At 69.2% G+C, this 22,854-nt stretch carries 22 protein-coding genes; 12 read left to right on the top strand and 10 right to left on the bottom strand.

Annotation, left to right across the window (positions count from 1 at the left end; translation table 11 throughout):
* Positions 1-70 precede the first annotated feature (70 nt).
* Both AC21LY_RS01035 and AC21LY_RS01030 read left to right on the top strand, forming a co-directional pair.
* Positions 71-1,036: an NAD(P)H-quinone oxidoreductase gene (locus AC21LY_RS01035; protein ID WP_489044260.1), complete on the top strand. Its 966-nt coding sequence runs from the start codon at positions 71-73 to the stop codon at positions 1,034-1,036.
* Complete coding sequence (locus tag AC21LY_RS01030; RefSeq protein WP_489044259.1) at positions 1,033-2,022, top strand: hypothetical protein; 990 nt, start codon at positions 1,033-1,035, stop codon at positions 2,020-2,022. Before AC21LY_RS01035 ends, AC21LY_RS01030 begins: the two co-directional genes overlap by 4 nt.
* A 6-nt stretch (positions 2,023-2,028) precedes the next feature.
* Here the strand turns inward: AC21LY_RS01030 and AC21LY_RS01025 are convergent, their stop codons facing one another.
* Both AC21LY_RS01025 and AC21LY_RS01020 read right to left on the bottom strand, forming a co-directional pair.
* A complete protein-coding gene (locus tag AC21LY_RS01025) occupies positions 2,029-2,670 on the bottom strand; it encodes a LysE family transporter (protein ID WP_489044258.1) in 642 nt (213 codons plus the stop codon).
* A gap of 3 nt (positions 2,671-2,673) precedes the next feature.
* Positions 2,674-3,930 (bottom strand): cysteine desulfurase-like protein, encoded by a 1,257-nt coding sequence (locus AC21LY_RS01020; protein ID WP_489044257.1) that lies wholly within the window; start codon positions 3,928-3,930, stop codon positions 2,674-2,676.
* Between the two features lie 69 nt (positions 3,931-3,999).
* Between AC21LY_RS01020 and AC21LY_RS01015 the strand changes: the two genes are divergently transcribed.
* The 6 genes from AC21LY_RS01015 (at position 4,000) to AC21LY_RS00990 (ending at position 9,821) form a co-directional block, all read left to right on the top strand.
* Positions 4,000-4,554 carry a bacterial proteasome activator family protein gene (locus tag AC21LY_RS01015; protein ID WP_489044256.1) on the top strand — a complete coding sequence of 185 codons (555 nt, stop codon included), beginning with the start codon at positions 4,000-4,002 and terminating at the stop codon, positions 4,552-4,554.
* Between the two features lie 51 nt (positions 4,555-4,605).
* Entirely contained in the window at positions 4,606-5,463 is an 858-nt protein-coding gene (gene wzm / locus AC21LY_RS01010) for a galactan export ABC transporter permease subunit Wzm/RfbD (RefSeq protein WP_489044255.1), read from the top strand.
* A gap of 1 nt (position 5,464) precedes the next feature.
* The gene (gene wzt, locus AC21LY_RS01005) at positions 5,465-6,262 is read left to right on the top strand and encodes a galactan export ABC transporter ATP-binding subunit Wzt/RfbE (RefSeq protein ID WP_489044254.1); all 798 of its coding nucleotides are present in this window, start codon (positions 5,465-5,467) and stop codon (positions 6,260-6,262) included.
* The gene (glfT1, locus tag AC21LY_RS01000; protein ID WP_489044253.1) at positions 6,255-7,160 is read left to right on the top strand and encodes a galactofuranosyltransferase GlfT1; all 906 of its coding nucleotides are present in this window, start codon (positions 6,255-6,257) and stop codon (positions 7,158-7,160) included. The genes wzt and glfT1 overlap by 8 nt, the downstream gene beginning before the upstream one ends.
* Positions 7,161-7,229: 69 nt before the next feature.
* Complete coding sequence (locus tag AC21LY_RS00995) at positions 7,230-8,864, top strand: acyl-CoA synthetase (RefSeq protein ID WP_489044252.1); 1,635 nt, start codon at positions 7,230-7,232, stop codon at positions 8,862-8,864.
* Between the two features lie 57 nt (positions 8,865-8,921).
* Positions 8,922-9,821 (top strand): DUF559 domain-containing protein, encoded by a 900-nt coding sequence (locus tag AC21LY_RS00990; protein ID WP_489044251.1) that lies wholly within the window; start codon positions 8,922-8,924, stop codon positions 9,819-9,821.
* Between the two features lie 56 nt (positions 9,822-9,877).
* Here AC21LY_RS00990 and AC21LY_RS00985 read toward each other — a convergent pair whose 3' ends face one another.
* Together AC21LY_RS00985 and AC21LY_RS00980 are read right to left on the bottom strand one after the other, a co-directional pair.
* Positions 9,878-11,509: a glycosyltransferase family 39 protein gene (locus tag AC21LY_RS00985; protein WP_489044250.1), complete on the bottom strand. Its 1,632-nt coding sequence runs from the start codon at positions 11,507-11,509 to the stop codon at positions 9,878-9,880.
* Positions 11,509-11,946 carry a GtrA family protein gene (locus AC21LY_RS00980; protein WP_489044249.1) on the bottom strand — a complete coding sequence of 146 codons (438 nt, stop codon included), beginning with the start codon at positions 11,944-11,946 and terminating at the stop codon, positions 11,509-11,511. The genes AC21LY_RS00985 and AC21LY_RS00980 overlap by 1 nt, the downstream gene beginning before the upstream one ends.
* 129 nt (positions 11,947-12,075) lie before the next feature.
* On the opposite strand from AC21LY_RS00980, the gene AC21LY_RS00975 reads away from it, so the two are divergent.
* Both AC21LY_RS00975 and glmS read left to right on the top strand, forming a co-directional pair.
* Positions 12,076-12,336 carry a hypothetical protein gene (locus AC21LY_RS00975; RefSeq protein WP_489044248.1) on the top strand — a complete coding sequence of 87 codons (261 nt, stop codon included), beginning with the start codon at positions 12,076-12,078 and terminating at the stop codon, positions 12,334-12,336.
* A 13-nt stretch (positions 12,337-12,349) separates the two neighbouring features.
* On the top strand, positions 12,350-14,170 hold the full coding sequence (glmS, locus tag AC21LY_RS00970) for a glutamine--fructose-6-phosphate transaminase (isomerizing) (protein ID WP_489044247.1): 1,821 nt from the start codon (positions 12,350-12,352) through the stop codon (positions 14,168-14,170).
* Here glmS and AC21LY_RS00965 read toward each other — a convergent pair.
* The 3 genes from AC21LY_RS00965 to AC21LY_RS00955 all read right to left on the bottom strand — a co-directional run bounded on the left by AC21LY_RS00965 (position 14,087) and on the right by AC21LY_RS00955 (position 16,324).
* Entirely contained in the window at positions 14,087-14,875 is a 789-nt protein-coding gene (locus AC21LY_RS00965) for a nitroreductase family protein (protein ID WP_489044246.1), read from the bottom strand. The genes glmS and AC21LY_RS00965 overlap by 84 nt on opposite strands.
* Positions 14,876-14,955: 80 nt before the next feature.
* Complete coding sequence (locus tag AC21LY_RS00960; RefSeq protein WP_489044245.1) at positions 14,956-15,405, bottom strand: winged helix-turn-helix transcriptional regulator; 450 nt, start codon at positions 15,403-15,405, stop codon at positions 14,956-14,958.
* A 10-nt stretch (positions 15,406-15,415) separates the two neighbouring features.
* Positions 15,416-16,324 carry a LysR family transcriptional regulator gene (locus AC21LY_RS00955; protein WP_489044244.1) on the bottom strand — a complete coding sequence of 303 codons (909 nt, stop codon included), beginning with the start codon at positions 16,322-16,324 and terminating at the stop codon, positions 15,416-15,418.
* Between the two features lie 114 nt (positions 16,325-16,438).
* On the opposite strand from AC21LY_RS00955, the gene AC21LY_RS00950 reads away from it, so the two are divergent.
* Positions 16,439-17,623 (top strand): CaiB/BaiF CoA transferase family protein, encoded by a 1,185-nt coding sequence (locus tag AC21LY_RS00950; protein ID WP_489044243.1) that lies wholly within the window; start codon positions 16,439-16,441, stop codon positions 17,621-17,623.
* A 64-nt stretch (positions 17,624-17,687) separates the two neighbouring features.
* Positions 17,688-18,959 (top strand): SLC13 family permease, encoded by a 1,272-nt coding sequence (locus AC21LY_RS00945; protein WP_489044242.1) that lies wholly within the window; start codon positions 17,688-17,690, stop codon positions 18,957-18,959.
* Between the two features lie 28 nt (positions 18,960-18,987).
* Here AC21LY_RS00945 and AC21LY_RS00940 read toward each other — a convergent pair whose 3' ends face one another.
* From AC21LY_RS00940 to AC21LY_RS00930, 3 genes are read right to left on the bottom strand one after another with little or no spacing between them, the layout of a single operon-like run.
* On the bottom strand, positions 18,988-20,367 hold the full coding sequence (locus AC21LY_RS00940) for an NAD-dependent succinate-semialdehyde dehydrogenase (protein WP_489044241.1): 1,380 nt from the start codon (positions 20,365-20,367) through the stop codon (positions 18,988-18,990).
* Positions 20,364-21,584 carry an ectoine hydrolase gene (gene doeA / locus AC21LY_RS00935; RefSeq protein WP_489044240.1) on the bottom strand — a complete coding sequence of 407 codons (1,221 nt, stop codon included), beginning with the start codon at positions 21,582-21,584 and terminating at the stop codon, positions 20,364-20,366. The genes AC21LY_RS00940 and doeA overlap by 4 nt, the downstream gene beginning before the upstream one ends.
* Positions 21,581-22,834, bottom strand: coding sequence for an aspartate aminotransferase family protein (locus AC21LY_RS00930; RefSeq protein ID WP_489044239.1), 1,254 nt, complete (start codon positions 22,832-22,834; stop codon positions 21,581-21,583). Before AC21LY_RS00930 ends, doeA begins: the two co-directional genes overlap by 4 nt.
* Positions 22,835-22,854 lie beyond the last annotated feature (20 nt).

Raw genomic sequence — 22,854 nt, 5'->3', positions numbered from 1 at the left:
GATACCGGAACCGTCGGCGGGCTCACACCAGCGCGGGCGATGCCCCCACCGGGTGTGCTACCCATGAACCATGAAGGCGATCGGTATCGACGAAACCACGCAGGACCTGCAGATGATCGACCTTCCGGTTCCCGAGCCGGGCCCCGGCGAGGTCCGGATCAAGGTTGCTGCGGCGGCGGTCAACCGCGCCGACCTGATGCAACGCCGGGGCCTCTACCCGCCACCGCCCGGCGCGAGCCCGATCCTCGGCCTGGAGGTGTCCGGCACCGTCGACGCACTGGGCCCCGATGTCGAGGGGCTGGCGGTCGGCGACGAGGTCTGCGCCCTCCTCTCCGGCGGCGGCTACGCCGAGTACGCGCTCGCCCCCGTAGCGCAGTGCCTCCCTGTCCCCACGGGCGTGCCCCTGGTCGACGCCGCGGCACTGCCCGAGGTCGCGTGCACCGTGCACTCGAACATCGTCACCGAGGCCGGGCTCCGGTCCGGTGAGACGCTCCTGATCCACGGCGGCGGGAGCGGGATCGGGACCCACGCGATCCAGGTGGGTAAGGCGCTGGGGGCGACGGTGGCGGTCACCGTCGGCTCGGAGTACAAGGCGCAGCGCTGTCGCGAACTCGGCGCCGACATCGTGATCGACTACCACGACGAGGATTTCGCGGAGATCATGAAGGACCGTGCCGACGTGATCCTCGACATCATGGGCGCCAAGTACCTGCAGCGCAACGTCCGAGCGCTCGCCTCGCACGGCCGGCTGGTGATCATCGGGTTGCAGGGCGGTGTCGAGGGAACGCTGGACATCGGTGTGCTCCTGGCCAAGCGGGGCCAGGTGAGCGCCACGAACCTCCGGGGCCGCCCGGCGACGGGGCCGCACAGCAAAGCGGAGGTGGTGGCGGCGGTCCGCACGCAGATCTGGCCCCTGTTCGACGACGGCGCGCTGCGTCCCGTCATCTCCGCCCGGCTCCCGCTCGCCGACGCCGCGACGGCGCACGACCTCCTGAACTCACCGGACTCCGTCGGAAAGGTAGTGCTGACGCCATGATCGACGATCTCGCCGCACGCCTCCTGGAGGCGCAGATCACCTTCGCGCGCAAGCAACTCCGCGACGCGGCGTACCACGCGCTGGTGATCGACGAGGTGGACCATGCGCTCGCCGTGGCCTCGGAGCTCTCCCTCGCCGAGGCGGTGACTCCCGGCATGATCAAAGCGGTCGCCGCGAAGTACGCGGTCCAGGTGCCCGTGGAGGGCGCGATCCCCGAGCTCGTCGGCGAGATCGCCGGAAGGCTGCACCAGCACAGCGTCAACGAGACCACCCGGCTCGACGAGGTGATCGACAGCCACAGCTTCGAGAAACTGCTCTCGACCGTCATGGAGATGGACCTCACCAATCGTGTGCTGCAAGCGATCTCCGAGAGCGCCGTCACCGAGGACGCCGTCGCCTCCGTCCTGCACACCGCCGCGGCCTCGGCGGCCGACGACGCGACCCGCGCCCTGGCGCGGAACGCGGTCACCCGTACCGTCGCCGGCGTCGCCGCACGCGCACTGCGTCCCGCCCTCCCGGCGCTGGGGCAGCGCGCCGACGCGGTCGCGCGGCGCGGCGTGCGCTTCGCCCTGCACCGAGTGGCCGCCGACGGTGACGGGACCCTCGCGGAAGCCGTGCGGGACTTCTGGCGCCGGCACCGCGGCAGCGTGCTCGCCGAGTACCGCACGGTACTGACCGACGGCGACCTCGAGGACGTCGTGGTACTGATCTTCGAGTTCTGGCGCACCTTCCGCGATACCGACTACTTCCGCGCACTGCTCGACGAGGGCATCGACCACGTCTTCGACAAGTACGGCGACACCTCGCTCTACGAGCTGCTCGCCGAACTGGGCGTGGGCCGGGAGGACATGATCGAGGAGGCCCTCCGCTTCGGGCCACCGGTGATCGCCGTCCTGGACGAGCGCGGCGTGATCGAGGACCTCCTGCGGCGCCGTCTCACCCCGTTCTTCGAATCCGAGGAGTACCGCGCCGCGATCGACGGCTGAGCGGACTCAGGCGAACGCGGTCACCAGGATCACCACGGCGCACACCGCGACGATCGCACCGCCCGCGGCGGTGACGATCCGCCGCATCCGCGCGGTCGACCGCGCCCGCAGCACCGCCCCCATGCCGATGAGCACGAGATTCCAGCCGAACGAGGCGATCCCGACGCCGATCGCAAAGGCCGTCGCCACCGGCGGGCGGTGCAGCCCCTCCCCCAGGCCGACGGCGATGGCGCCGAAGTAGACGAGCGGGAACGGGTTGACGGCGGTGAGCCCGAAGAACAACGCGTACCGCGCCCATCCCTGGCTCCCAGCGGCGGGTTCGGCACCGTCGGGCTCGGCGGGCTCGAGACGGAAGGCCTTGCGCACCATGAGGACCGCGACCACGAGCAACAGCAGGCCGCCTACGGCGGCGGGCCACCGCCCCCACTGCGAGACGAGCGGCGCCAGCACCGAACCGGCGGCCAGCGCCAGCACGGCGAAGATCAGGTCCGCGGTGCCGACGCCCGCGGCGGCGGGGACGGCGCGACGCCAGCCACGGAAGGCGCCCTCGTGCAGCAGCATCACGCCGACGGCACCGAGCGGGAGGACGACGCCGAGCCCCGCGAGGATCCCCGCGCCGAAGGCAGCGGCCAGCGCCGCCGGTTCCACCGGCTAACCCAGGGAGGCGAGGGCGCGGACGAGCTGATCCACGTCGTACGGGGTCGAGTACGGCGCCAGCCCGACGGTGACCGCGCCCCCGTACTCCGGCACGCCCAGCCCGGCGAAGTACCGGCTGGGCACGTTCGCCAGGGCGCACACCCCGTTGTCCGCGAGGCGCTTCGCCGCCTTCGCAGCGGGTACGCCCGGCATCGTGAACGAGACCGTGGGTACGCGCCGTTCCGCGCGGCCGATGATCGCCACCTGCGGCGCCGAAGCGAGCGAGTTGAGCAAGTAGAACAGGAGCCGCTGCTGATACTGGCGCAATCCGAACATCGACTGCTCGAGCCGGTCGCGCCGCGTGCCCACCGACGCCTCGTCGAGGCCCGCGAGGTGATCGATCGAGGCGATGAGACCGGCCAGCATCGCGTACTGATGCTCACCGACCTCGAATCGCTCCGGCCCCGTCAGGCTGCGATCGGGGTTCACTGCCCGGAGCCGGCCGAACAGCGACGGATCACGGAAGGCCATCGCCGCCACCTGCGGACCGCCCCAGCGGTTCGCGCTCACGAGCAGGACGTCAGCGCCGAGCCGCTGGATGTCGATCAGCTCGTACGGCGCAGCGCTCGTCGCGTCCACAACGAGCAGGGCGCCCACGCGGTGGGCCGCCTGCGCGGCCGCGGCCACGTCGATCACGGTGCCGATCGTCGACGAGGCGTACGGAACGGCGACCACCGAGGTCGCCGGCCCGACCAACTCGTCGAACTGCCACGCGGGCACCTCGCCGGTCTCGATGTCGGCCTCGACCCACCTGACCCGGCCACCGCCGCGATCGGCCACCCGCAACCACGGCGACTGGTTCGCATCGTCGTCCAGGCGGCACAGCACGATCTCCGACCCCAGCCCCAGGCGCGCGCTCAGCGACTCCGCGAGCGAGTTCAGCAGCTGCTCACGACTGGGGCCGAGCACCACGCCCTCCGGTGTGCCGCCCACCAGATCAGCGACCGCCACGCGCGCCGCCTGCACGATCGACCGAGTGTGTGCAGCCGCAGCGTATACACCGTGCGGGTTGCTCACGAACCCGCGGAAGGCACTGGCTACCGCCGAGGAGACGGCGCCCGGGATCTGCGCCCCGGCCTGGGGATCGAAGTGGATCCATCCGTCCCCCAGCGCAGGATAGAGCCCCCGGACGCGGGCGACGTCGAACGCGGATACCGCAACCGCAGTCGATGCCCGGCCGGGTGCACCCTGGCCCTCTGAGAACGTGTTCACTGGCTCGCAGATTACACCGCCCGCCGGAGGACTACCGGGCCGCCCGCGTCGAGCTGCCAGAATGGTGCTATGACCGATCGCAACGAAGACGCACCAACCGGGCGGTACTCGCAGAGCGGCGCCGCCCAGGGCGACGTGGAGATCATCCCCGCGGGAGCGGGCGCCGGCGCCGCGGGCGGATCCGACGAGTCGGACGGCGCCGAGGAACTGCACGGCATGGTGGAACAACCGGCCAAGGTGATGCGCATCGGCACCATGATCAAGCAGCTCCTCGAGGAGGTGCGCGCCGCTCCGCTCGACGAGGCCAGCCGCGCCCGGCTCAAGGACATCCACCGCACGTCGATCAAGGAGCTCGAGGACGGCCTCTCGCCCGACCTGCAGGCGGAGCTGGAGCGCCTCGCGCTGCCCTTCACCGACGAGTCGACCCCGTCGGACGCCGAACTGCGGATCGCGCAGGCCCAGCTGGTGGGGTGGTTGGAGGGCCTCTTCCACGGCATCCAGACGGCGCTGTTCGCGCAGCAGATGGCGGCCCGCGCACAGCTCGAGCAGATGCGGCAGGGCGCACTGCCGCCCGGAATGACGCCCGGACCGGAAGCACAGACCGGCCACGGTCAGTACCTGTGACCCGGTCGACCTCCCCGAACGCGGGTGGCCCGGCGGGTACCCTGGCTCACCGTGCCCGTCGATAGCCCCCACGCCGCCCACCCGGCGCCACTCGTCTCGGACTCGCGCACCTTCCGGCGCGCGATCCGGGACCTCGTCGACGGTGCCACCGTGCACCGCGAGTTGTGGCTGGAGCTGGGTTGGCAGGACATCAAGCAGCGGTACCGCCGCTCCGTCATCGGACCGTTCTGGATCACCATCGCCACCGGCGTCACCGCCAGCGCGCTCGCGCTGCTCTGGTCGGTGCTGCTCAGCGCGGACGTCAAGACGCTGCTGCCGCAGCTGACCGTCGGCTTCGTCCTGTGGGCGTTCATCCAGAGCTCGATCATCGACGGTGCCGAGGTCTTCATCGCCAACGAGGGTCTGATCAAACAGCTGCCGTCACCGCTGTCGGTGCACGTCTACCGGCTGGTGTGGCGCCACATCCTGTTCCTCGTCCACAACATGATCATCGTGGTGATCGTGCTGGCGATCTTCCCACCCAAGCAGTGGTCGTGGACGCAGCTGAGCATCATCCCCGCCATAGGCATGCTCGCCATCACCGGCGTGTGGGTCTCCATGTCCTTCGGCATCCTGGCCACCCGGTTCCGCGACATCGCGCCGCTGCTCACCGCGCTCACGCAGCTGCTCTTCTACATCACCCCGGTCGTGTGGACGCTGGACACCGTGCCGGGCGGCAACAGCGAGCGCGCGCAGCTCGTGAAGCTGAACCCGCTGTACCACTACCTGGAGATGGTGCGCGGGCCGCTCACCGGCAAGCCCTTCGATCCCCAGCACTGGTACGTGGTGATCGGCTGCACCGTCGTCGGCATCGCGCTGACCCTGGTGCTGATGAAGCAGTTCCGTTCCCGAGTCGCGTATTGGGTGTGAGATGACCGTTTCGATCCGGACGCAGGACGCCTGTGTCGACTTCCCGGTGTTCGACGCCAAGTCGCGCTCGCTCAAGCGCGCGGTCATGGGCTCGGCCGGTGGCAAGGTGATGGCCGACGACAACGTGGTCGTGGTCGAGGCGCTGCGCAACATCACCATGAGCCTCGACGAGGGCGACCGCGTCGGCCTCGTCGGCCACAACGGCGCCGGCAAGTCGACGCTGCTGCGCCTGCTGTCCGGCATCTACGAACCCACCCGCGGCACCGCCGTCGTGAAGGGACGCGTGGCCCCCGTCTTCGACCTGGGCGTGGGCATGGACCCGGAGATCTCCGGGATGGAGAACATCATCATCCGCGGCTTGTTCCTCGGACAGACCCGCAAGGCGATGATGCGCAAGGCCGACGAGATCGCGGAGTTCACCGAGCTCGGCGACTACCTGTCGATGCCCCTGCGCACCTACTCGACGGGCATGCGGGTGCGCATCGCGCTCGGCGTGGTCACCTCGATCGATCCCGAGATCCTGCTGCTCGACGAGGGTATCGGCGCCGTCGATGCCGAGTTCATGCGCAAGGCCCGCAAGCGGCTGCAGGCCCTGGTCGAGCGGTCCGGCATCCTCGTCTTCGCCTCCCACTCCAACGAGTTCCTGGCGCAGCTCTGCGACCGCGCCATGTGGATCGACCACGGGCAGATCCGGCAGGAGGGCGGGATCGAGGAGGTCGTGACCGCCTACGAGGGAGCGGACGCCGGCGCCCAGGTCCGCAAGGTGCTGGACATGCTCGAGGCTGAGAAGCATGAGTGACGGCACGGTCATCGCCGTCGTGGTGACGCACGACCGGGCGGAGCTGCTCGCGAAATCCCTCGAGGTGCTGACCTCGCAGGAGCGGCCCATCGACCACCTCGTCGTCGTCGACAACGCCGCACAGGCTCAGGTGCGCACGCTCGTCGAGTCCCAGCCGGTCGCCACGACGTACCTGCCCTCGCAGTTCAACCTGGGCGGCGCCGGCGGCTTCGCACTGGGCATGCTGCACGCGCTCGCGCTGGGCGCCGACTGGATCTGGCTCGCCGACGACGACGGCCGACCGGAGGGCCCCCGCGTCCTCGCGACCCTGCTCGAGGCCGCCGAGCGGCACGGCCTCGCCGAGGTCTCGCCCGTCGTCTCCACCATCGACGATCCCGAGACCCTCGCCTTCCCGCTGCGGCGCGGCCTGGTCTGGCGGCGCAAGCGGTCCGAACTCATCGACCCGGCGGCACCGTCGGACGACGTGCTGATGGGGATAGCCTCACTGTTCAACGGCGCGCTGTTCCGCAAGGACACCGTCGCCGCGGTCGGCGTCCCCGACCTGCGACTGTTCATCCGCGGCGACGAGGTGGAGGTGCACCGCCGGCTCGTGCGCTCGGGGCTGCCCTTCGGCACCTGCCTGACGACCGCCTACCTGCACCCGAACGGCGCCGACGAGTTCCGGCCCATCCTCGGCGGCCGCATGCACACGCAGTACCCCGACAACGCGACCAAGCGCTTCTTCACCTACCGCAACCGCGGCTACCTGCAGTCCCAACCTGGAATGCGCAAGCTGATCCCGCAGGAATGGGCGCGTTTCGGCTGGTTCTTCCTGGTGCAGCAGCGCGATGTGGCCGGCTTCCGCGAGTGGCTTCGGCTGCGCCGACTGGGTCGGCGCGAGCGGTTCAGCCGGCCCTGACCGCCCCTGGCGAGCCTCTTATTGAAGGGGTCTCAACAGAGCTTCGGGCGTGCCTCTATCATCGTCGTCATGGGAACGAGCCTGGTCTCCGATCTGTACGCCCAGTGTCACGCACTGACGCGCATGCTGCAGCGCCGGGTCGTCGACCCGGCACGGCCCGATGTCGCGCTACGCGCACTCGGCTACAACCGGCGGTACGGCCCCCAGGCCGCACTCGTGATCAAGGGCGCCGCCGAGAGCCCCGATCGCACCGCCCTCGTCGACGAGCGCGGAAGCCTCACCTACGCGCAGTACGAGGCGCAGTCGAACGCCCTGGCCCGCGGGCTGCGCGCCTCGGGCCTGAAGTCCGGCGACGTGATCGCGGTGCTCGCCCGCGACCACCGCGGCCTGCTGCTCATCATCAGCGCCGCCGCCCGCGCCGGCATGCGCCTGGCGATGATGAACACCGGCTTCGCCAAGCCCCAGTTCGCCGAGGTCTGCGCCCGCGAGAAGGTCCAGGCCGTCTTCCACGACAGCGAGTTCACCGGACTCCTCGACGCGCTGCCCGAATCCATGCCGCGCTACCTGACCTGGGTCGATGACGACGATGAGATCCCCGAGGGCGCGCAGACCATCGAGCAGCTCGCCGCCGGCCGGGACGCCAAGCGCGTGCCGCCGCCGGAGAAGCAGGGCGGCTTCATCATCCTCACTTCCGGTACCACGGGCCTGCCCAAGGGCGCGACGCGCAGCAAGGTTCCGCCGCTGGCGACCGCAATGCTCGTGGACCGCATCCCCTTCCGGCGGCGCGGCACCATCGTCATCGCCTCGCCGATCTTCCACTCCACCGGCTTCGCGATGTGGTCGGCCGGGATGTCCGTCGGCTGTACCACCGTCACCATGCGCCGCTTCGACCCCGAGAACACGTTGAAGCTGATCGCCGAGAACCGCGCCGACATGCTGGTGGCGGTGCCGACGATGCTGACGCGCATGCTGGGCCTTCCCGCGGAGACGCTCGCGAAGTACGACACCAGCTGCCTGAAGTCGGTCGTCGTGGCGGGCTCCGCCGTCTCCCCCGAGCTGTCCGAGAAGTTCCAGGACGTCTTCGGCGACGTGCTCTACAACGTCTACGGCTCGACCGAGGTGGCCGTCGCCGCCGTCGCCACGCCGCGCAACCTGCGCACCGCGCCCGGCACCGTCGGCAGGCCGCCGGTCCTGACCACCGTCCGGCTCTACGACGAGAACGACGTCCTCGTCGAGGGCGTCGGCAAACGGGGCCGCGTCTTCGTCCGCGCCGGCGCTCCCTTCGAGGGGTACAGCGACGGTCGCACGAAGCAGATCATCGACGGTCACCTCTCGTCGGGCGACATGGGCCACTGGGACGAGCACGGCCTGCTCCACATCGACGGGCGCGACGACGACATGATCGTCTCCGGCGGCGAGAACGTCTACCCGCTCGAGGTGGAGAACCTGCTGGTCACCCACGGCGCCGTCGTCGAGGCCGCGGTGATCGGCGTCCCGGACCCCGAGTTCGGCCAGCGCCTGCGGGCCTTCGTCGTGATCGACGGCGGCGTGCCCTCGGACGAGGAGGACCTGGTCAAGGAGATCAAGGAGTTCGTGCGCGGCAACCTGGCCCGGTTCAAGGTGCCCCGCGACGTGGTCTTCCTCGAGCGCCTGCCCCGCAATCCCACCGGCAAGATCGTCCGCCGGGAGCTCCCGAAGGACTGACCGAGTCCGGTCGTGAAACATCGGGATCCTTAGGTTTCACGACCGGATTCTCGACGCGTGGAACCCGACGCGCGGCTGGCGCGTCCAATGGGTATGTGGAAGTCAGCGGCTCTCCTCTTCGCGGCACAGGACGGCGTGGCCGCGATCGCACAGTTACGGCAGGTCGGGGTCACCGACGCGATGATCGCAGTCCGGATACAGTCCGGCGAACTGAGCCGCATCGCGCGCGGCCTCTATCGCACGAAGCACCATCCGCACACCGACCGCACCGGCGTCCGTGCGGGCGTGATGCTGGCGGACGGCGTCGCTGATCGGCACACAGCGCTGTTCTGGCACGGCGTGGTGGACGAAGCGCCGCCGACGATCAGCGTCACCGTCGCGCCCGCACGGCAGCTGCGGAAGACCGCCGGCTACCTCATCGGGACGAGGCGGCGAACCCTGGATCCCGCCGACATCGTCGTGGTGGACGGGCTTCCGGTAACGGGCAAGCCGCTCAGCGTTCTCGAGGTCGCGGACGCGCGGATCATGGATCGCGCGCTGCAGGAGGACCATGTCAGCTTGGACGAGTTGGAGGCGGCGCTTCACCGCAACGCGCGCACCCGGGGGATCGTCGCGGCACGAGCGGTCTTCGACGTCGCCGCCGGGGACACGGAATCGGAGGCGGAGCGCATCTTCGTCGGCCTGCTCACCCTCCACGGCATCACGGGGTGGCTCCCCCAGCTCGGCTTCCGCGGCTGGACGATCGACTTCGCCTTCCCCGAGTTCAAGCTCGCGGTCGAGATCAACGGCTGGGCGTTCCATCGGTCGCGGGCCCGATGGCAGAGCGATCAGGACAAGGCGAACGCGCTGACCGTCGCCGGGTGGTCGGTCCTGAACTTCTCGTGGCACCACCTGACGGAGGACCCGGAGGGCGTCATCACCACCCTCGCCGAGGCCCTCGGCGCCCGAGCGGCGTAGGCCGCCGCGAATCCGGTCGTGAAACCCGACGATCGTGGTGTTTCACGACCAGTTGCTCACCAGTACTGGTGCACCGTGTGCGGGAGGGGCTGCGGGTCGGGGCCGACGGCGGGCGGCGGCTGCACGAGGTGCACCACCTGGAGGATGTGGAACTGCTCCTGGTGCACCACCGCGAGGCCGCCGTAGTCCAGTGAGACCTGCATGTCACTGCCCATGAACCGGAACGGGCGGAAGGTCCACCAGAGATTGCCGTTCTCCTGCCGGAAATCCTCCTCCGGGCGTTCGGCATCGGTGAGCACCCAGGCGGCCGTGCACTCGTCGGCCGCCCAGGACGCCCATTGGTTGACGCCCTTCTCCTTGTCCCAGAGCGTGCCCTCGGTGCGCCGATCACCGTCGTCGCCCATGTCCCGCAGGCCGTCGAACATCCCGGGCAGGCCGTCGTGCGCGATCCGCAGCGAGGGCCAGGTCCAGCTCGGCTGGACCTGGAAGAAGATGCAGTCGCCCGGACGCGCGTTGTCGCGGATGTACCGGGCGGCGTAGCTGAAATCGCTGCCGCCCGGCTTCGACAACGGGCTGTGCTGCCACAGGTAGCCAGGGACCGCGGCGACCATGAGCCCCACGAGCAGTGCCGTCCCGGCGACCTGCGGGCGGGGCAGGGCGCGTGCGACCGTCGTGACCGCGGCGGCCAGCACGAGCACGACACCCGGCACCGTGAAGCTCACGTACCGGCCGACGTACGACGGGATCACCGGCGAGACCAGCAGGATCGCCGCGAGCGGCACCAGCGCACCGGCCAGTCCGTAGCGCAGCGGTACGTCCAGGTCCGGCGGGACATCGCGACGCCACCACAGCAGCGCCGCCGCGACGACCACGAGCCACGCGACTGCGGCGAAGACGTACGAGTGGTCGAACCACTGGTCGACCAGCACGTTCTGGAAGATGCGCCACCCCGGCCAGCGCAGCCAGGAGACCTGATCGCGCTGCATCGCCGCGAGGATCGCTACCGGGCTGGCCAGAACTATCGCGGCAGCGGAGGCGCTCGCAGCGGGCTTGAGTGCCACCCGGGTCCGGGGGTCCGAGGCGAACACCACGATGACCGCGAGCGCGAGGGTCGCGGAGTAGAGGAACAGTACGGTGGCGAGCAGCAGCGCCGCACCGTAGGCGAGCCAGGCCCGCCGGGCGCCGGCCGTGCCGGTCGACGATGCCGCGCGGTGCGCCGCGATGAGCACCAGGGCGGCGGAGGCGATCACCCAGGAGTAGGAGCGCGCCTCGACGCCGGACCAGGTGATCCGGGGCAGGACCAGCGCGACGATGCCCGCGACCAGGGCGAAAGACTCTCCGCCGAGCCTGCGCGCGAGGAGGTAACAGGCGGCCGTGGCCGCGCCGACGCCGACCGCGGAGAACGCCCGCAGCGAGGTCTCGCCGAGCCCGAAGAGCAGGGAGAAGGTGCGCACACCCCAGTAGTGGAGGCCGTGCACCGCGTCGATGTTCGTCAGCAGGTGCCAGAGTTCGCCCGGGGAGCGGTCGATCGCGGACGCGGTGGCGAGTTCGTCGTACCACACCGACGGGCGTCCGCCGTGCCAGAGCGAGGCCAGGACGCCGATGAGCGCGAAGCCCCAGGGGACGAGCCGTGCTCGCGGCGAGCGCCCGTCCCGGACTCGGTCCCGCGACCGGGTTCGCGGGACCATCACATCAGCCGGAAGATCACCGTGCGCTGGACGATGAAGTTGACACACGTCGCGGTGCCCTGGGCCAGCACGAAGGCGATCACGCGCACGACGTAGTCACCGGTGGTGTCCCCCGACGGCGGGAAGAGCGCGAGAACGCCCAGGTAGATCCCGGTCTGCACGCCGTACATGGCGATGTAGAGCGCCCAGACCGCGAGCATCCGCTTGGTGCTGGGCTCGGCCTTGAAGGTCCACCGCCGGTTCAGCAGGTAGGCGGTGGTGGTGCCGCAGATGAAGCCGACGGTCTTCGAGACGAAGTCGCTCGCGCCGAAACCCATGGTGAGGATGAGTGTGATGCCAAGGTCGACGACCGCGGAGAACGCGCCGGTCAGCACGAAACGGATCAGCTGGGTCTTGAGATCGAGATGTTCCCGATCGGCCGCTTCGGAGGTGGTCACGAGGTCACAGCGTACCGAGATATCCTTCGTTACTCGAATACGTCCGCGCATCGCCACTCTTTCGTCTCAGTTCTGCCCGATTCCGGGCAGGAAATTGACACAGCACCGTCGGGCCCGCAAGATCGAGTCGTGCCGGACAGCGATCTCGTCGATCACGTCGCACGGACCACGGGGCTCTCCGCCACCGAGGCCGCGCGCGTCATCGACGACGTCACGGCCTACTACCGGGAACCGGTCGAGGAGTTCGTCCGCCGCCGCCACCGCGACCTGCAGAGTCGTGGTGCGAAGAACGCGGAGATCTTCGCGGCCCTCGCCGACGAGTTGAGCAGCCGGCTCGTCGCCGCTCCCGATCTCACCGAGCGGCAGCTGCGCCGCCTCGTCTACAGCTAGGAGCCGCTCCTTCATGTGCGGAATCGTCGGATACATCGGTGGCCAGACGGCCGTGGACATCCTCGTCGACGGGCTGACCCAGCTCGAGTACCGCGGGTACGACTCGGCGGGTATCGCCGTCCTCGGACCGTCGGGCGCCAAGCGCGTGCGCAGCGTGGGCCGCGTGCGCGATCTGGAGGCCGCGCTGCCGAAGCGCCTCGCCGGCAAGACGGGCATCGGCCACACCCGCTGGGCCACGCACGGCGCACCGTCGGAGGAGAACGCGCACCCGCACACGGATGCGACCGAGCGGATCTTCGTGGTGCACAACGGCATCATCGACAACGCGCGGGACCTCCGCCTCGAGCTCGAGGCCGCGGGCGTGGAGCTGACCTCCGACACCGACACCGAGGCCGTGGCGCACCTGATCGCTCGCAGCGATGCCGAGACCCTGGAGGACGCCGTCCGCCAGACCCTGCACCGGCTCAGTGGCACCTACGCCCTGGCCGTGCTCGACACCGCGCACCCCGACCGGATCGTGGTGGCCCGTAACGGTTCGCCGTTGATCCTCGGCGTGGGCGACAAGGAGATGTTCGTCGCCTCGGACATCTCCGCGGTCGTGCGGCACACCAGCCAGGTGGTCCACCTCGACGACGGCGAGTGCGCCACCGTGACCGCGTCCGGGTTCCGGATGTTCAACGCCGACGACGCGCGGGCAGTCGCGAAGTCCACCACCACCGTGGACATCTCGCCCGACGAGCTGGAACTGGGCAACCACAGCCACTTCATGCTCAAGGAGATCGCGGAGCAGCCGCAGTCGCTCGAGCGCATGCTCTCCGGGCGACTCGACGAGCGCTTCGCCACCGCCCGCCTCGACGGGCTGAACCTGGACGCCCAGGCGATGCGGCGGTTCAAGCGCGTGAAGATCCTCGGCTGCGGCAGCGCCTACTACATGGGGCAGCTCGGTGCCTCGCTCATCGAGGAGCTCGCCCGCATCCCCGCGGACGCCGAGCCCGCCAGCGAGTTCCGCTACCGCAACCCGATCGTCGAGCCCGACACCCTCTACGTCGCGGTGAGCCAGTCCGGCGAGACCGCCGACACGGCATTCGCCGTGCAGGAGGTCAAGCGCAAGGGCGGCACCATCGTCGGCCTGGTGAACGTCGTGGGCTCCACCATCGCGCGCGAGGTCTCGGGCGGCATCTACCTGCACGCCGGCCCCGAGGTCTCGGTGGCCTCCACCAAGGCCAACACCCACATGGCCGTCGGGTTCGCGCTCCTCGCGCTCGCCCTGGGCCGCGTGCGCGACCTGTCGATCACCGACGGTACGCGGATCGTCAAGGGCCTCAAGGCCCTGCCGGCGCAGATCGAGGAGATCATCAGCGAGCCCGGCGACGTCGAGAAGGCCGCGAAGCTGCTGGCCCAGGCGCCCAGCCTGTTCTACATCGGGCGCGTGCGGGGATACCCGACCGCACGCGAGGGCGCGCAGAAGTTCAAGGAGATCAGCTACCGCCACGCCGAGGCGTACCAGGCCTCCGAACTCAAGCACGGCCCGCTCGCACTGATCAGCCCGGAGATGCCGACGGTGGCGATCGTCCCCGACGACGAGCTGCTCGACCGCAACATCGGTGCCCTGCACGAGATCGCGGCCCGCGGCGGCGACATCGTGGCGATCACCAACCCGGGCGTCGAGCTGCCCGAGGCCAAGGTGACGCTCACGGTGCCGAAGAACGAGCCCGAACTGGACCCGATCCTGCTGATGATCCCCACCCAGCTACTGGCCTACTACGCGGCCCTGAGTCTGGGCCTCAACATCGACCGGCCCCGCAACCTGGCGAAGTCGGTCACCGTCGAGTAGGCGGACGGCTCCCGGCTTCTCGCTCACGAGCACGACGTTCTCGGTCAGCGGGGCCCGCGTGGTGCGGAACCCGTTGACCGGGTCGTCGAGATCCGGGTAGCCGAAAGCGATCGTCGCCACGACGCGGCGCGAGTCGTCGATCCCGAAATGCCGGTGCAGGAACGGCGAGTACGCGGCCAGGGCGGCCTGGGGTGCCGCGGCGAGGCCGCGGGCCTGCGCCGCGAGCAGGAAGGTCGCGATGTAGAGCCCGCAGTCGAGCACGCCGTAGGTCCCGAGTTCGACGGGGCTCGTGACCACGGCGACGTGGGGCGCATCGAAGAGTTCGAAGTTGCGCAGGAACTGCCGCGCCCGTCCGGCGTGGTCGCCGCGATCGACGCCGAGGCTCTCGTAGAGGGCGTATCCGCACTCCCGCCGGCGATCACCGTGCCGCCCGGTGTACGCGACCGGGAAGTCGATGTCCGGCGCGACCTCGCCTCCTGCGGTCACGTGCGCCGCCAGCTCCGTACGGAACCGGTCGGTGGCCGACGATGTGGTCACCCACAGCCCCCAGGGCTGGGTGTTCGACCAGGACGGGGTCCGCTGTGCCGTCGCCAGGAGTTCCTCAATGACCTCGGTCGGCACCTCCTTGTCGGGCAAGAACTTCCGGCACGTCCACCGGTCGGTGAGGAGATCGTCGAGCAGGGGCGATTCGACTGCGGCGGGCATGACACTCCGATCAGTTGGTCTTATTTTGAGACCAAAAGGTAGCAGGGCTCCGCCCTGAAGGGAAGAGCGCCGGCGCGGTACTACGCCGTCATGCCCGGCCCGACCTCGGGAACCACGTCCCGGGCGGTCAGCTCGGCGCCGCACCGATCGCAGGTCAGGACCGCATGCGCCTCGCCGCCGCAGTCCGCGTGGCGGTAGTGCACCGGCGGACCGTCCGGCGCCATGTACTCGTCACCCCAGTCCTTGATCGCCATCAGGATCGGGTAGAGGGCCATGCCCTTGTCCGTGAGCCGGTACTCGTCGTGGGCACCCTGCGCGCTCGGCTGCTTGACGAGGATCCCGTGCTCGATCAGTCGCGTGAGCCGATCCTGAAGCCGGCTCTTCGAGATCGACAGCGACTCCTGGAAACCGCTGAACCTGCGCACCCCCGCGAACGCCGTCTTGAGGATCAGCAGCGTCCAACGGTCCCCGAGCACCACCAGCGGCCGGGTGATCGAACACGGAAGATCGCCGAGCTCCTCGTACCTCACGGCACCGACTCTACGACTCGATACCGCGATCGCTCGACTCGTACTCGACCATCGCGTCGCGGACGAGCCTCGCTGTGCGCGGTAGCGGTGAGCCGGCTCGCACGCTCACATGTGTACTGAGGCCGCGGGACTCGCCGTCGATCGGGATCCAGGTCGCTGTGGCCGCACGAGCCGAGCCGGACGGCGGGGGACGCAAGTCCCCCACGCCGATTCCCACGCCGATACCGGCCTCCACCATGAGGCGAAGGTTGTGCATGCTGTCCGTCTCGGCGACGACCCGCGGAGTCGCGATGCGCGCGTGCATGACGTGCCACAACGTCGTGCCCTCACCCATGGTGATCAGATCGAACCCGGCCAGGGTGGTCCAGTCGACCGTGCCCTCCGAGCTCAGCGGATGACCGTGCGGCACGTACGCCGCAAGCGGCCAACTGCTGACGTGACGACGGGTGACCCCCTGCGGCTGCGGGGTCGCCGGCGTGGTGATCATCGCGAAGTCGATCGCACCGGTCTGCAGATGGCGCTCCAGTTCGGTCGATGAGCCTTCCTTGATCGACACCTGCAGGTTTCGGTGCGTACGACGCAGTTCGGCCACCACCGGGATGACCGAGCTCGCCGTGATCATGGGCGTGGCACCGATCCGGACCGTACCCGCGAGGGTGCCCGACGTGGCCGCCGCCGCGTCGACGAGCTCGCGCTGGGCATCGATCAACGCGATCGCGTGCGGCAGCAACTCGGAGCCGGACGCGGTGAGCCGAACACCTCGTCTCGTGCGCTCGATGAGCACGACGTTGAGTTCCTCCTCGAGAGCCGTGATCTGGTCTCCGAGGGACGACTGGGCGATCCCCAGCCGCAGAGCGGCGGCCCGCAGTGACCCCGCACGAGCGACCTCGACGAAGTATCCGATCTTCTCCACACGCATACCGGTGTCCTGTTCTACCTTTCACCGTGCCCTGTTCCGAGGTCTTCCCCCGAGGCGCCCGAGGATTGGACAGTGGGTCGGATCACATCATCGCCTACACGGGAACGAGTTCATATGACCGACCCGCCGCTCCACGGGATCCGCGTGCTGGACCTGGCAACGATCCTGGCGGCGCCGTTGACCTGCGCCCTGCTCGCCGAGTTCGGGGCGGAGGTGATCAAGGTGGAGCACCCCGAGACGGGGGACCCCACCCGGAGCTATCCGCCCCTTGTCGACGGAGAATCCCCGGGCTGGCAGCAACTCGGTCGCAGGAAGAAGAGCATCGCGATCGATCTCCACGACCCCGCCGGCGCCGAGCTCGTCAAGAAGCTCGCCGCCGATGCCGACATGGTGGTCACGAACTTCCGTCCGCCGACCCTGGCACGCTTCGGTCTCGACTTCGAAGACCTTCGAGCCGTGAACGATCGGCTCATCCTCGTGCATCTCACCGCATACGGACGCACCGGTCCCTACTCGGACCGACCCGGATTCGCTCGCGTTCTGGAGGCCTTCTCCGGGCTGACGCACCGAACCGGTTTCGCCGATGGCCCACCCATGTTCAGTGGCTACGCGATCGCCGATGGCGTAGCCGGGATGTACGGCGCCTACGCCGCCATGCTCGCCCTGCGCCAGCGCGACACCACCGGTGAGGCTCAGCTCGTGGACCTGGCCCTCTATGAACCGATGCTGCGGATGATGGAGGACTTCGTGCCCGTCTACGGCGCGACCGGCATCGCCGCGACACGCGTGGGCAACGACAACCCCGGCATCTGCCCCAACGGCATCTTTCCCACCAGCGATGGGAAGTGGCTGGTGTTGCCCGCCTCGACCAATCAGATGTGGAATCGCCTCATTGCCGTCATGGAGCGCGACGACCTGCGTCCATACGACACGATGGTCGAACGCGTGGAGAATCGTGCCCTCATCGACACCGCAGTCAGCGAGTTCACCTCACGGCACCCGCTCGACACTCTGCTGGACACACTGCATTCCGCCGGTATCGCCGCCGGCCCGGTCAACAGCGCCGAGGAGCTCGTCACCGATCCGCAGATCGTCGCTCGCGGATCGGTACGGACCGTCCGGGACCACTCCGGTCGCGACGCACTGATTCTCTCTCCCGCAGGCCGCTTCTCCGGATTCGAACTCGACGACGGCGACCCGGCACCGACCCTCGGACAGCACACCGACGAGATCCTCGCCGACATCGGACTGAGCCCCGCGGAGGTCACCGACCTCCGCGAGCGTCACGTCATCCGCTGACCTTCACAGCCGTTCCCGCATCCCAGGGGATACCCGTCCCCGCTCACGGAAGACCTTCCAGATCATGCAACCCGCTGACCTCGCCATCGTCGTCCTCATCGGCCTCTTCGTCTGCGCATTGATGCCCAGAGCACATCTCGGGCTCGCCGCGTTCGCCGCTACCTTCGTGGTCGGCAACATCACCCATGTCTCGACGAAGGACCTCGTCGGCTTCTTTCCCTCGAGCTTCTTCATCCTGATCGTGGGGGTGATGGCACTGTTCGCGGTGATCCAGGTCACCGGCGCGATGCAATGGATACTCTCCGGCGCGTTGGCTCTCGTCCGCGGCCGAGTAGCGCTGATACCGATGGTGCCGTTCGTGCTCGGCGCCCTTTTGACCGCCATGGGCACCCTCCCCGCCGCGGCGATCGCCATCATGGCCCCGATCGGCATGGGACTGGCGCGCCAGTATCGGATTCCCCCTTTCCTCATGGCTTTCGCCGTGCTCAACGGAATCGGTAGCGGCCTCTTCTCGCCAGTCGCAGTATTCGGCCTGACCACGAACGAACTGCTCAAGAAGCTCCACATCCACGTACCGTCGAACACGTCCGTGACACTGATGTTCGCCTACCTCGGGTTGGGCGTGGTGACCACCGGTGTGATGATGATGGTCTACCGCAAGCGTCTCCGGGTGATCGCCGCGGAGTATGCGGCCGGCTCCGATGATGCACACACCCTCCGCCCCAACGGCTCCGGCGACGAGAATGCCTACAGCCGGAACGCTCGTGTGGTGGCGCTGCTCGGAGTGCTCGCCCTCATCGTCGCCGGCCTCGTGTTCAAACTGGACCTGGGCTTCACCGGCTTCACCATCACGTTCCTCCTGATCCTGGCCCTCCGGATCGATCCACAGCAGATCTTCGCCCGCATCCCCTGGGGCGTCGTGATCCTGATCGGCGGCCTCATGACCTACCTCGGGCTGATGGAGAAGCTCGGAGCGTTCACCCGACTGAGCCACATTCTGTCAGTGGGCGATTCGCCGGTCCTCGGACTCCTGGTGATCTGCTACATCGCGGCGATCACCTCCTTCCTCGCCAACTCGATCGCCGTCATCATCTCGTCCCTGCCCCTCCTACCGCCGATCATCGCCGCCGGCGTCAACCCGGTCGGTGCCGTACTGGCCGTCGTCGCTTCCGCGACCCTGGTCGATCTGAACCCGCTGGGCGCCGCGGGCGGCATGATCCTGGGCTCGACCGACCCGGACGACCGGCAGCGGCTGTTCCGAGGACTCCTCACATACGGATTGGGCGCAGTCGTCGTCGCGCCGCCACTGATGTTGGTCGCATTCGGGTTGTGGTGAACCGATCGCCGAGGGGGTCGAGCGGGCGTCAGTCCCGCTTCGGCCCCACCCACACCTGCTGGGCGTTGACGAACTCGTGGATACCGGCCCTGCCCAGCTCCCGACCGTAGCCGGAGCGTTTGATCCCACCGCTCGGCAACCGCGGGTCGGTCTTGACGATCCCGTTGACGCTGACCTGACCGGCCTCGAGGTCCCGGGCCATCGCCTCGCCGCGCGCGGCATCGGTCCACACACTCGCGGCGAGCCCGTACGGGGTGGCGTTGGCGAGGTCGACGGCGTGCTCGGCGTCGACCGCCGTCATCACCGCCGCGACCGGGCCGAAGGTCTCCTCGGCACAGGCCGCCATCCCGTGCCGCACCCCGGTGAGCAGGGTCGGTGGATAGTAGAAGCCGGGAGTGTCCGGCACCGTCCCGCCGAGCAGGCAGGTCGCGCCGGCGGAGATCGTCTCGGTGACCTGGCGATGCAGATTGTCCCGCAGGTCCGCCCGAGCGATCGGCCCGACCTGTGTGTCGTCGTGCCGTGGGTCCCCCATCCGCAGCGCGGCGAGCCGCGTGCGCAATGCCTCGACGAAGGCGTCGTGCACCGATCGTTCGACGATGATCCGCTTGGCGGCGATGCAGGACTGCCCGGCGTTGATGATCCGGGACAGGGCGAGGGTCTCGGCTGCGGCCTCGATGTCCGCGTCCGCCAGCACGATCGACGGATCCGATCCGCCGAGTTCCAGCACCGCGGGCTTGATCTCCGAGGCGGCGACCGACGCCACCGCTGCGCCCGCACGATCGGAGCCGGTGAAGGAGACCGCCCGGATCCGGCGGTCCCGGATGATCCCGGCGACGTCGGGCGTGGCCGCCGGGAGGGAGGCGAAGACCCCGTCGGGCGCTCCGACCGCGCGAAAAGCCCCCGCGATCGCGGCGGCACAGCCGGGCACGTGCGGATCGTGCTTCATCACGCACGTGTTGCCCGCCATGAGCGCGGGCGCACAGAACCGGAAGGCCAACCAGAAGGGCGCATTCCACGGAAGCACGCCGAGCACGGGACCGAGCGGCAGGTACTGCACGTAGCTGGAGGTGGCATCCGATTCGACGGTGTCCGGGGCCAGGTACCGCTGCCCGTTCTCGGCGTAGTGCTCCGCGGCCCACGCCGCCTTGATCACCTCGCCGCGCGCCTCGGTGATGGGCTTGCCCATCTCCTCCGTCATCACGTACGCGTAATCCTCTATTCCCCTGCGCAGTTCGGCGCCGACGGCGCGCAGAAGCTTCGACCGTTCGTCGAATCCGGTCCTCCGCCAGTCGGCGAAGGCGGACTCCGCGCGGTCCAGCGTGCGCTCGATCTCGGCGGGGCCCGCCGCCGGGACCTCGCGAATCAGCTCGCCGGTCGACGGGTCGGTCGCGGTCAGCATCGTCGTCATGGCAGCACCTCCGCCTCGGTCGTCTCCTGCAGCGCCGCGCCGTCTCCGGTCGGGCCCTCGTGCACGGTGAAGTCCTCGTCGAGCGTGAAGAAGGACTCGCAGCCGTCCTCCGTGATCCGGATCGTGTCCGAGATGCCCACGGTCTTGTCGCCGTCCACGCCCCACATCCAGGGGATCAGGTGGAAAGTCATGCCCGGCTCCAGCGCCGTGAAGTCCCCGGGGTTGAGGCTGAGGATGTAGCCCTCGTCCCAGGACGGCGGGAAGGCGATGCCGATCGAGTATCCGGACCGCGTGACCAGCCGCGCTCCCACCGTGTTGTCGGAGATGATCCGGCGTACCAGGGAGTCCGCATCGGAGACCGTCATACCCGGGCGCATCAGCGATTTCAGTTCGGCGAGGGCCAGTTTCATCCGGTCCTGCGCCTCGCGCATGGTCGGTGAGAGCTCGCCGTTGACGGCGGTGCGCATGAGCGCGGTGTGGTAGCGGCGGTAGCAGCCACCCACCTCGAGGAAGACGTGCTCGCCCGGCTCGATGGTCCGGCCCTCCCACGTCGCGTGGCCGATCATCGACCGCGGCCCGGAGGCGACGTAGGGCATGACCGCCGGGAATTCGCCGCCGGCCCGGAACATCGCGGCGCTGATCGCCGCCGCGACGTCGTTCTCGGTGTTGCCGGGCACCGCTGCCTCGAGACCGGCGGCCATGCCGATCTCCGCGGCGCGGGCGGCCCGGCGCATGACCTCGATCTCGACATCCGACTTCGTCGCCCGACCCGCCTCGACGATGCCGAAGCAGTCCATCAGCACGCCCTGCTGGAAGGAGGTGTGCACCCGGTCCTGCTGATACGCGGGGAAGAAGTAGCTGTTGCGTTCGTAGCCGACACGTTTCGTCCCGAGCCCGCCCTCCTTGAGGGTGAGCACCAGTTCCTGGATCGCGTCACCGGTGTCCGGGTACGGACGAGTGCGCTCGACCCAGGTCCGCGCGATGACATTGGACTCCTCCATGGCACGGGTGATCATCACCGGTTCATCGTCGAGCGGAACGACCAGCGCCTGGAAGAAGGAGTAGCCCGTGGTCTGGTAGTCCGTGAGGTACATCAGGTTCTCGGGATCGGTGATCACCACGGCGTCGAGCCCGCGTCTGTCCATCCGCTCCCGCAGCTCGCCGAGGCGGCGCTCGTACTCGGCGGGCGGGAAGGTCATGTCGTCACGCTGCCTCATCGGGCCACCTCCGCCACCGCCCGCTCGAGCACGTCCAGGCCCTCGGCCAGATCCTCCTCGGGGATCGTCAGCGGCGGAATGAGTTTCAACACCCGCCCGCCGCTGCCGCACGGCCCGATGAGCAGGCCCACGTCGAAACAGGCCTTCTGCACGGCCTTGGCGAAGGCACCGTCACCGGTGTCGAGCGCCTGCATCATGCCCTTGCCGCGCACCTCCCAGTCCCGGTCCGGGTGGGCGGCGGCGATCGCGGCGAGCCGCTCTGCCATCATCCCGCCCTTCGCGCGGACCGCGCTCATCAGCTCGTCGTCGGCGAAGTAGTCCAAGGCGACGGTGCCCGCCACCATCGACAGGCCCTGCCCGCGGAACGTGCCGGTGTGCGCGCCGGGGGACCAGTGCGCGTCGACCGCGGGCTTGTTGAGGTTCATGGCGATCGGCGTGCCGTAGCCGCCGAGGCCCTTGGCGAGGGTGATGACGTCGGGGTCGAGGCCGTAGCCGTCGAAGCTGAAGTAGCTGCCGGTGCGGCCGCAGCCGGCCTGGATGTCGTCGATGATGAAGAGCGCGCCGGTCTCGCGCGCGAGGTCCTGCACCGCGTGCAACCAGTCGGGGCTCGCGACGTTCACGCCGCCCTCGGCCTGCACGGCCTCGACGAGGAAGGCGGCGGGCGGAGTGTGTCCGCTGGACGGATCCGCCAGTGCGGCAGCGTAGTCGGACAATGCGTCCTTACCGCCGGGAGCGGTCTCGAAGGGCAGGCGCACCACGTCGCGCAGGGGCACCCCGGCCCACTGCCGGAAGGCCTCGTTGGCGGTGGCCGCCAACGCCCCCAGCGTCATGCCGTGGAAACCGTGGCTGAAGGCCACCACCTCACGGCGGCCGGTCGCCAGCCGCGCGAGCTTGAGCGCCGCCTCCACGGCGTTCGTGCCGGTGGGGCCGGTGAACTGCATGCGGTGATCCATGCCCCGCGGCGCGAGGATCACGTCGCGGAAGCGGGTGAGGAAGTCGCGCTTGGTGGTGGTGTAGGTGTCGAGGCTGTGGGCGACGCCGTCCGACTCGAGGAAATCGATCATGGCGCGCTTCATGTTCGGGTTGTTGTGCCCGAAATTGAGGACGCCGGCGCCCGCGAAGAAGTCGATGTAGCTCCTCCCCGCTTCGTCCACCTGCCGGGCGTTGGAGGCGGAGGCGAAGACCGTGGGGAAGTTCCGGCAGTAGCCGCGGACTTCCGATTCCCAGTTCTCGAAGACAGCAGTATCCATGCGAATCCCTTTCGTTCCGT

The organism is Tsukamurella sp. II2bb, assembly GCF_057815145.1.
The sequence above is the reverse complement of the archived record's forward strand: the minus strand, read 5'-3'. Positions and strand labels throughout refer to the sequence as shown.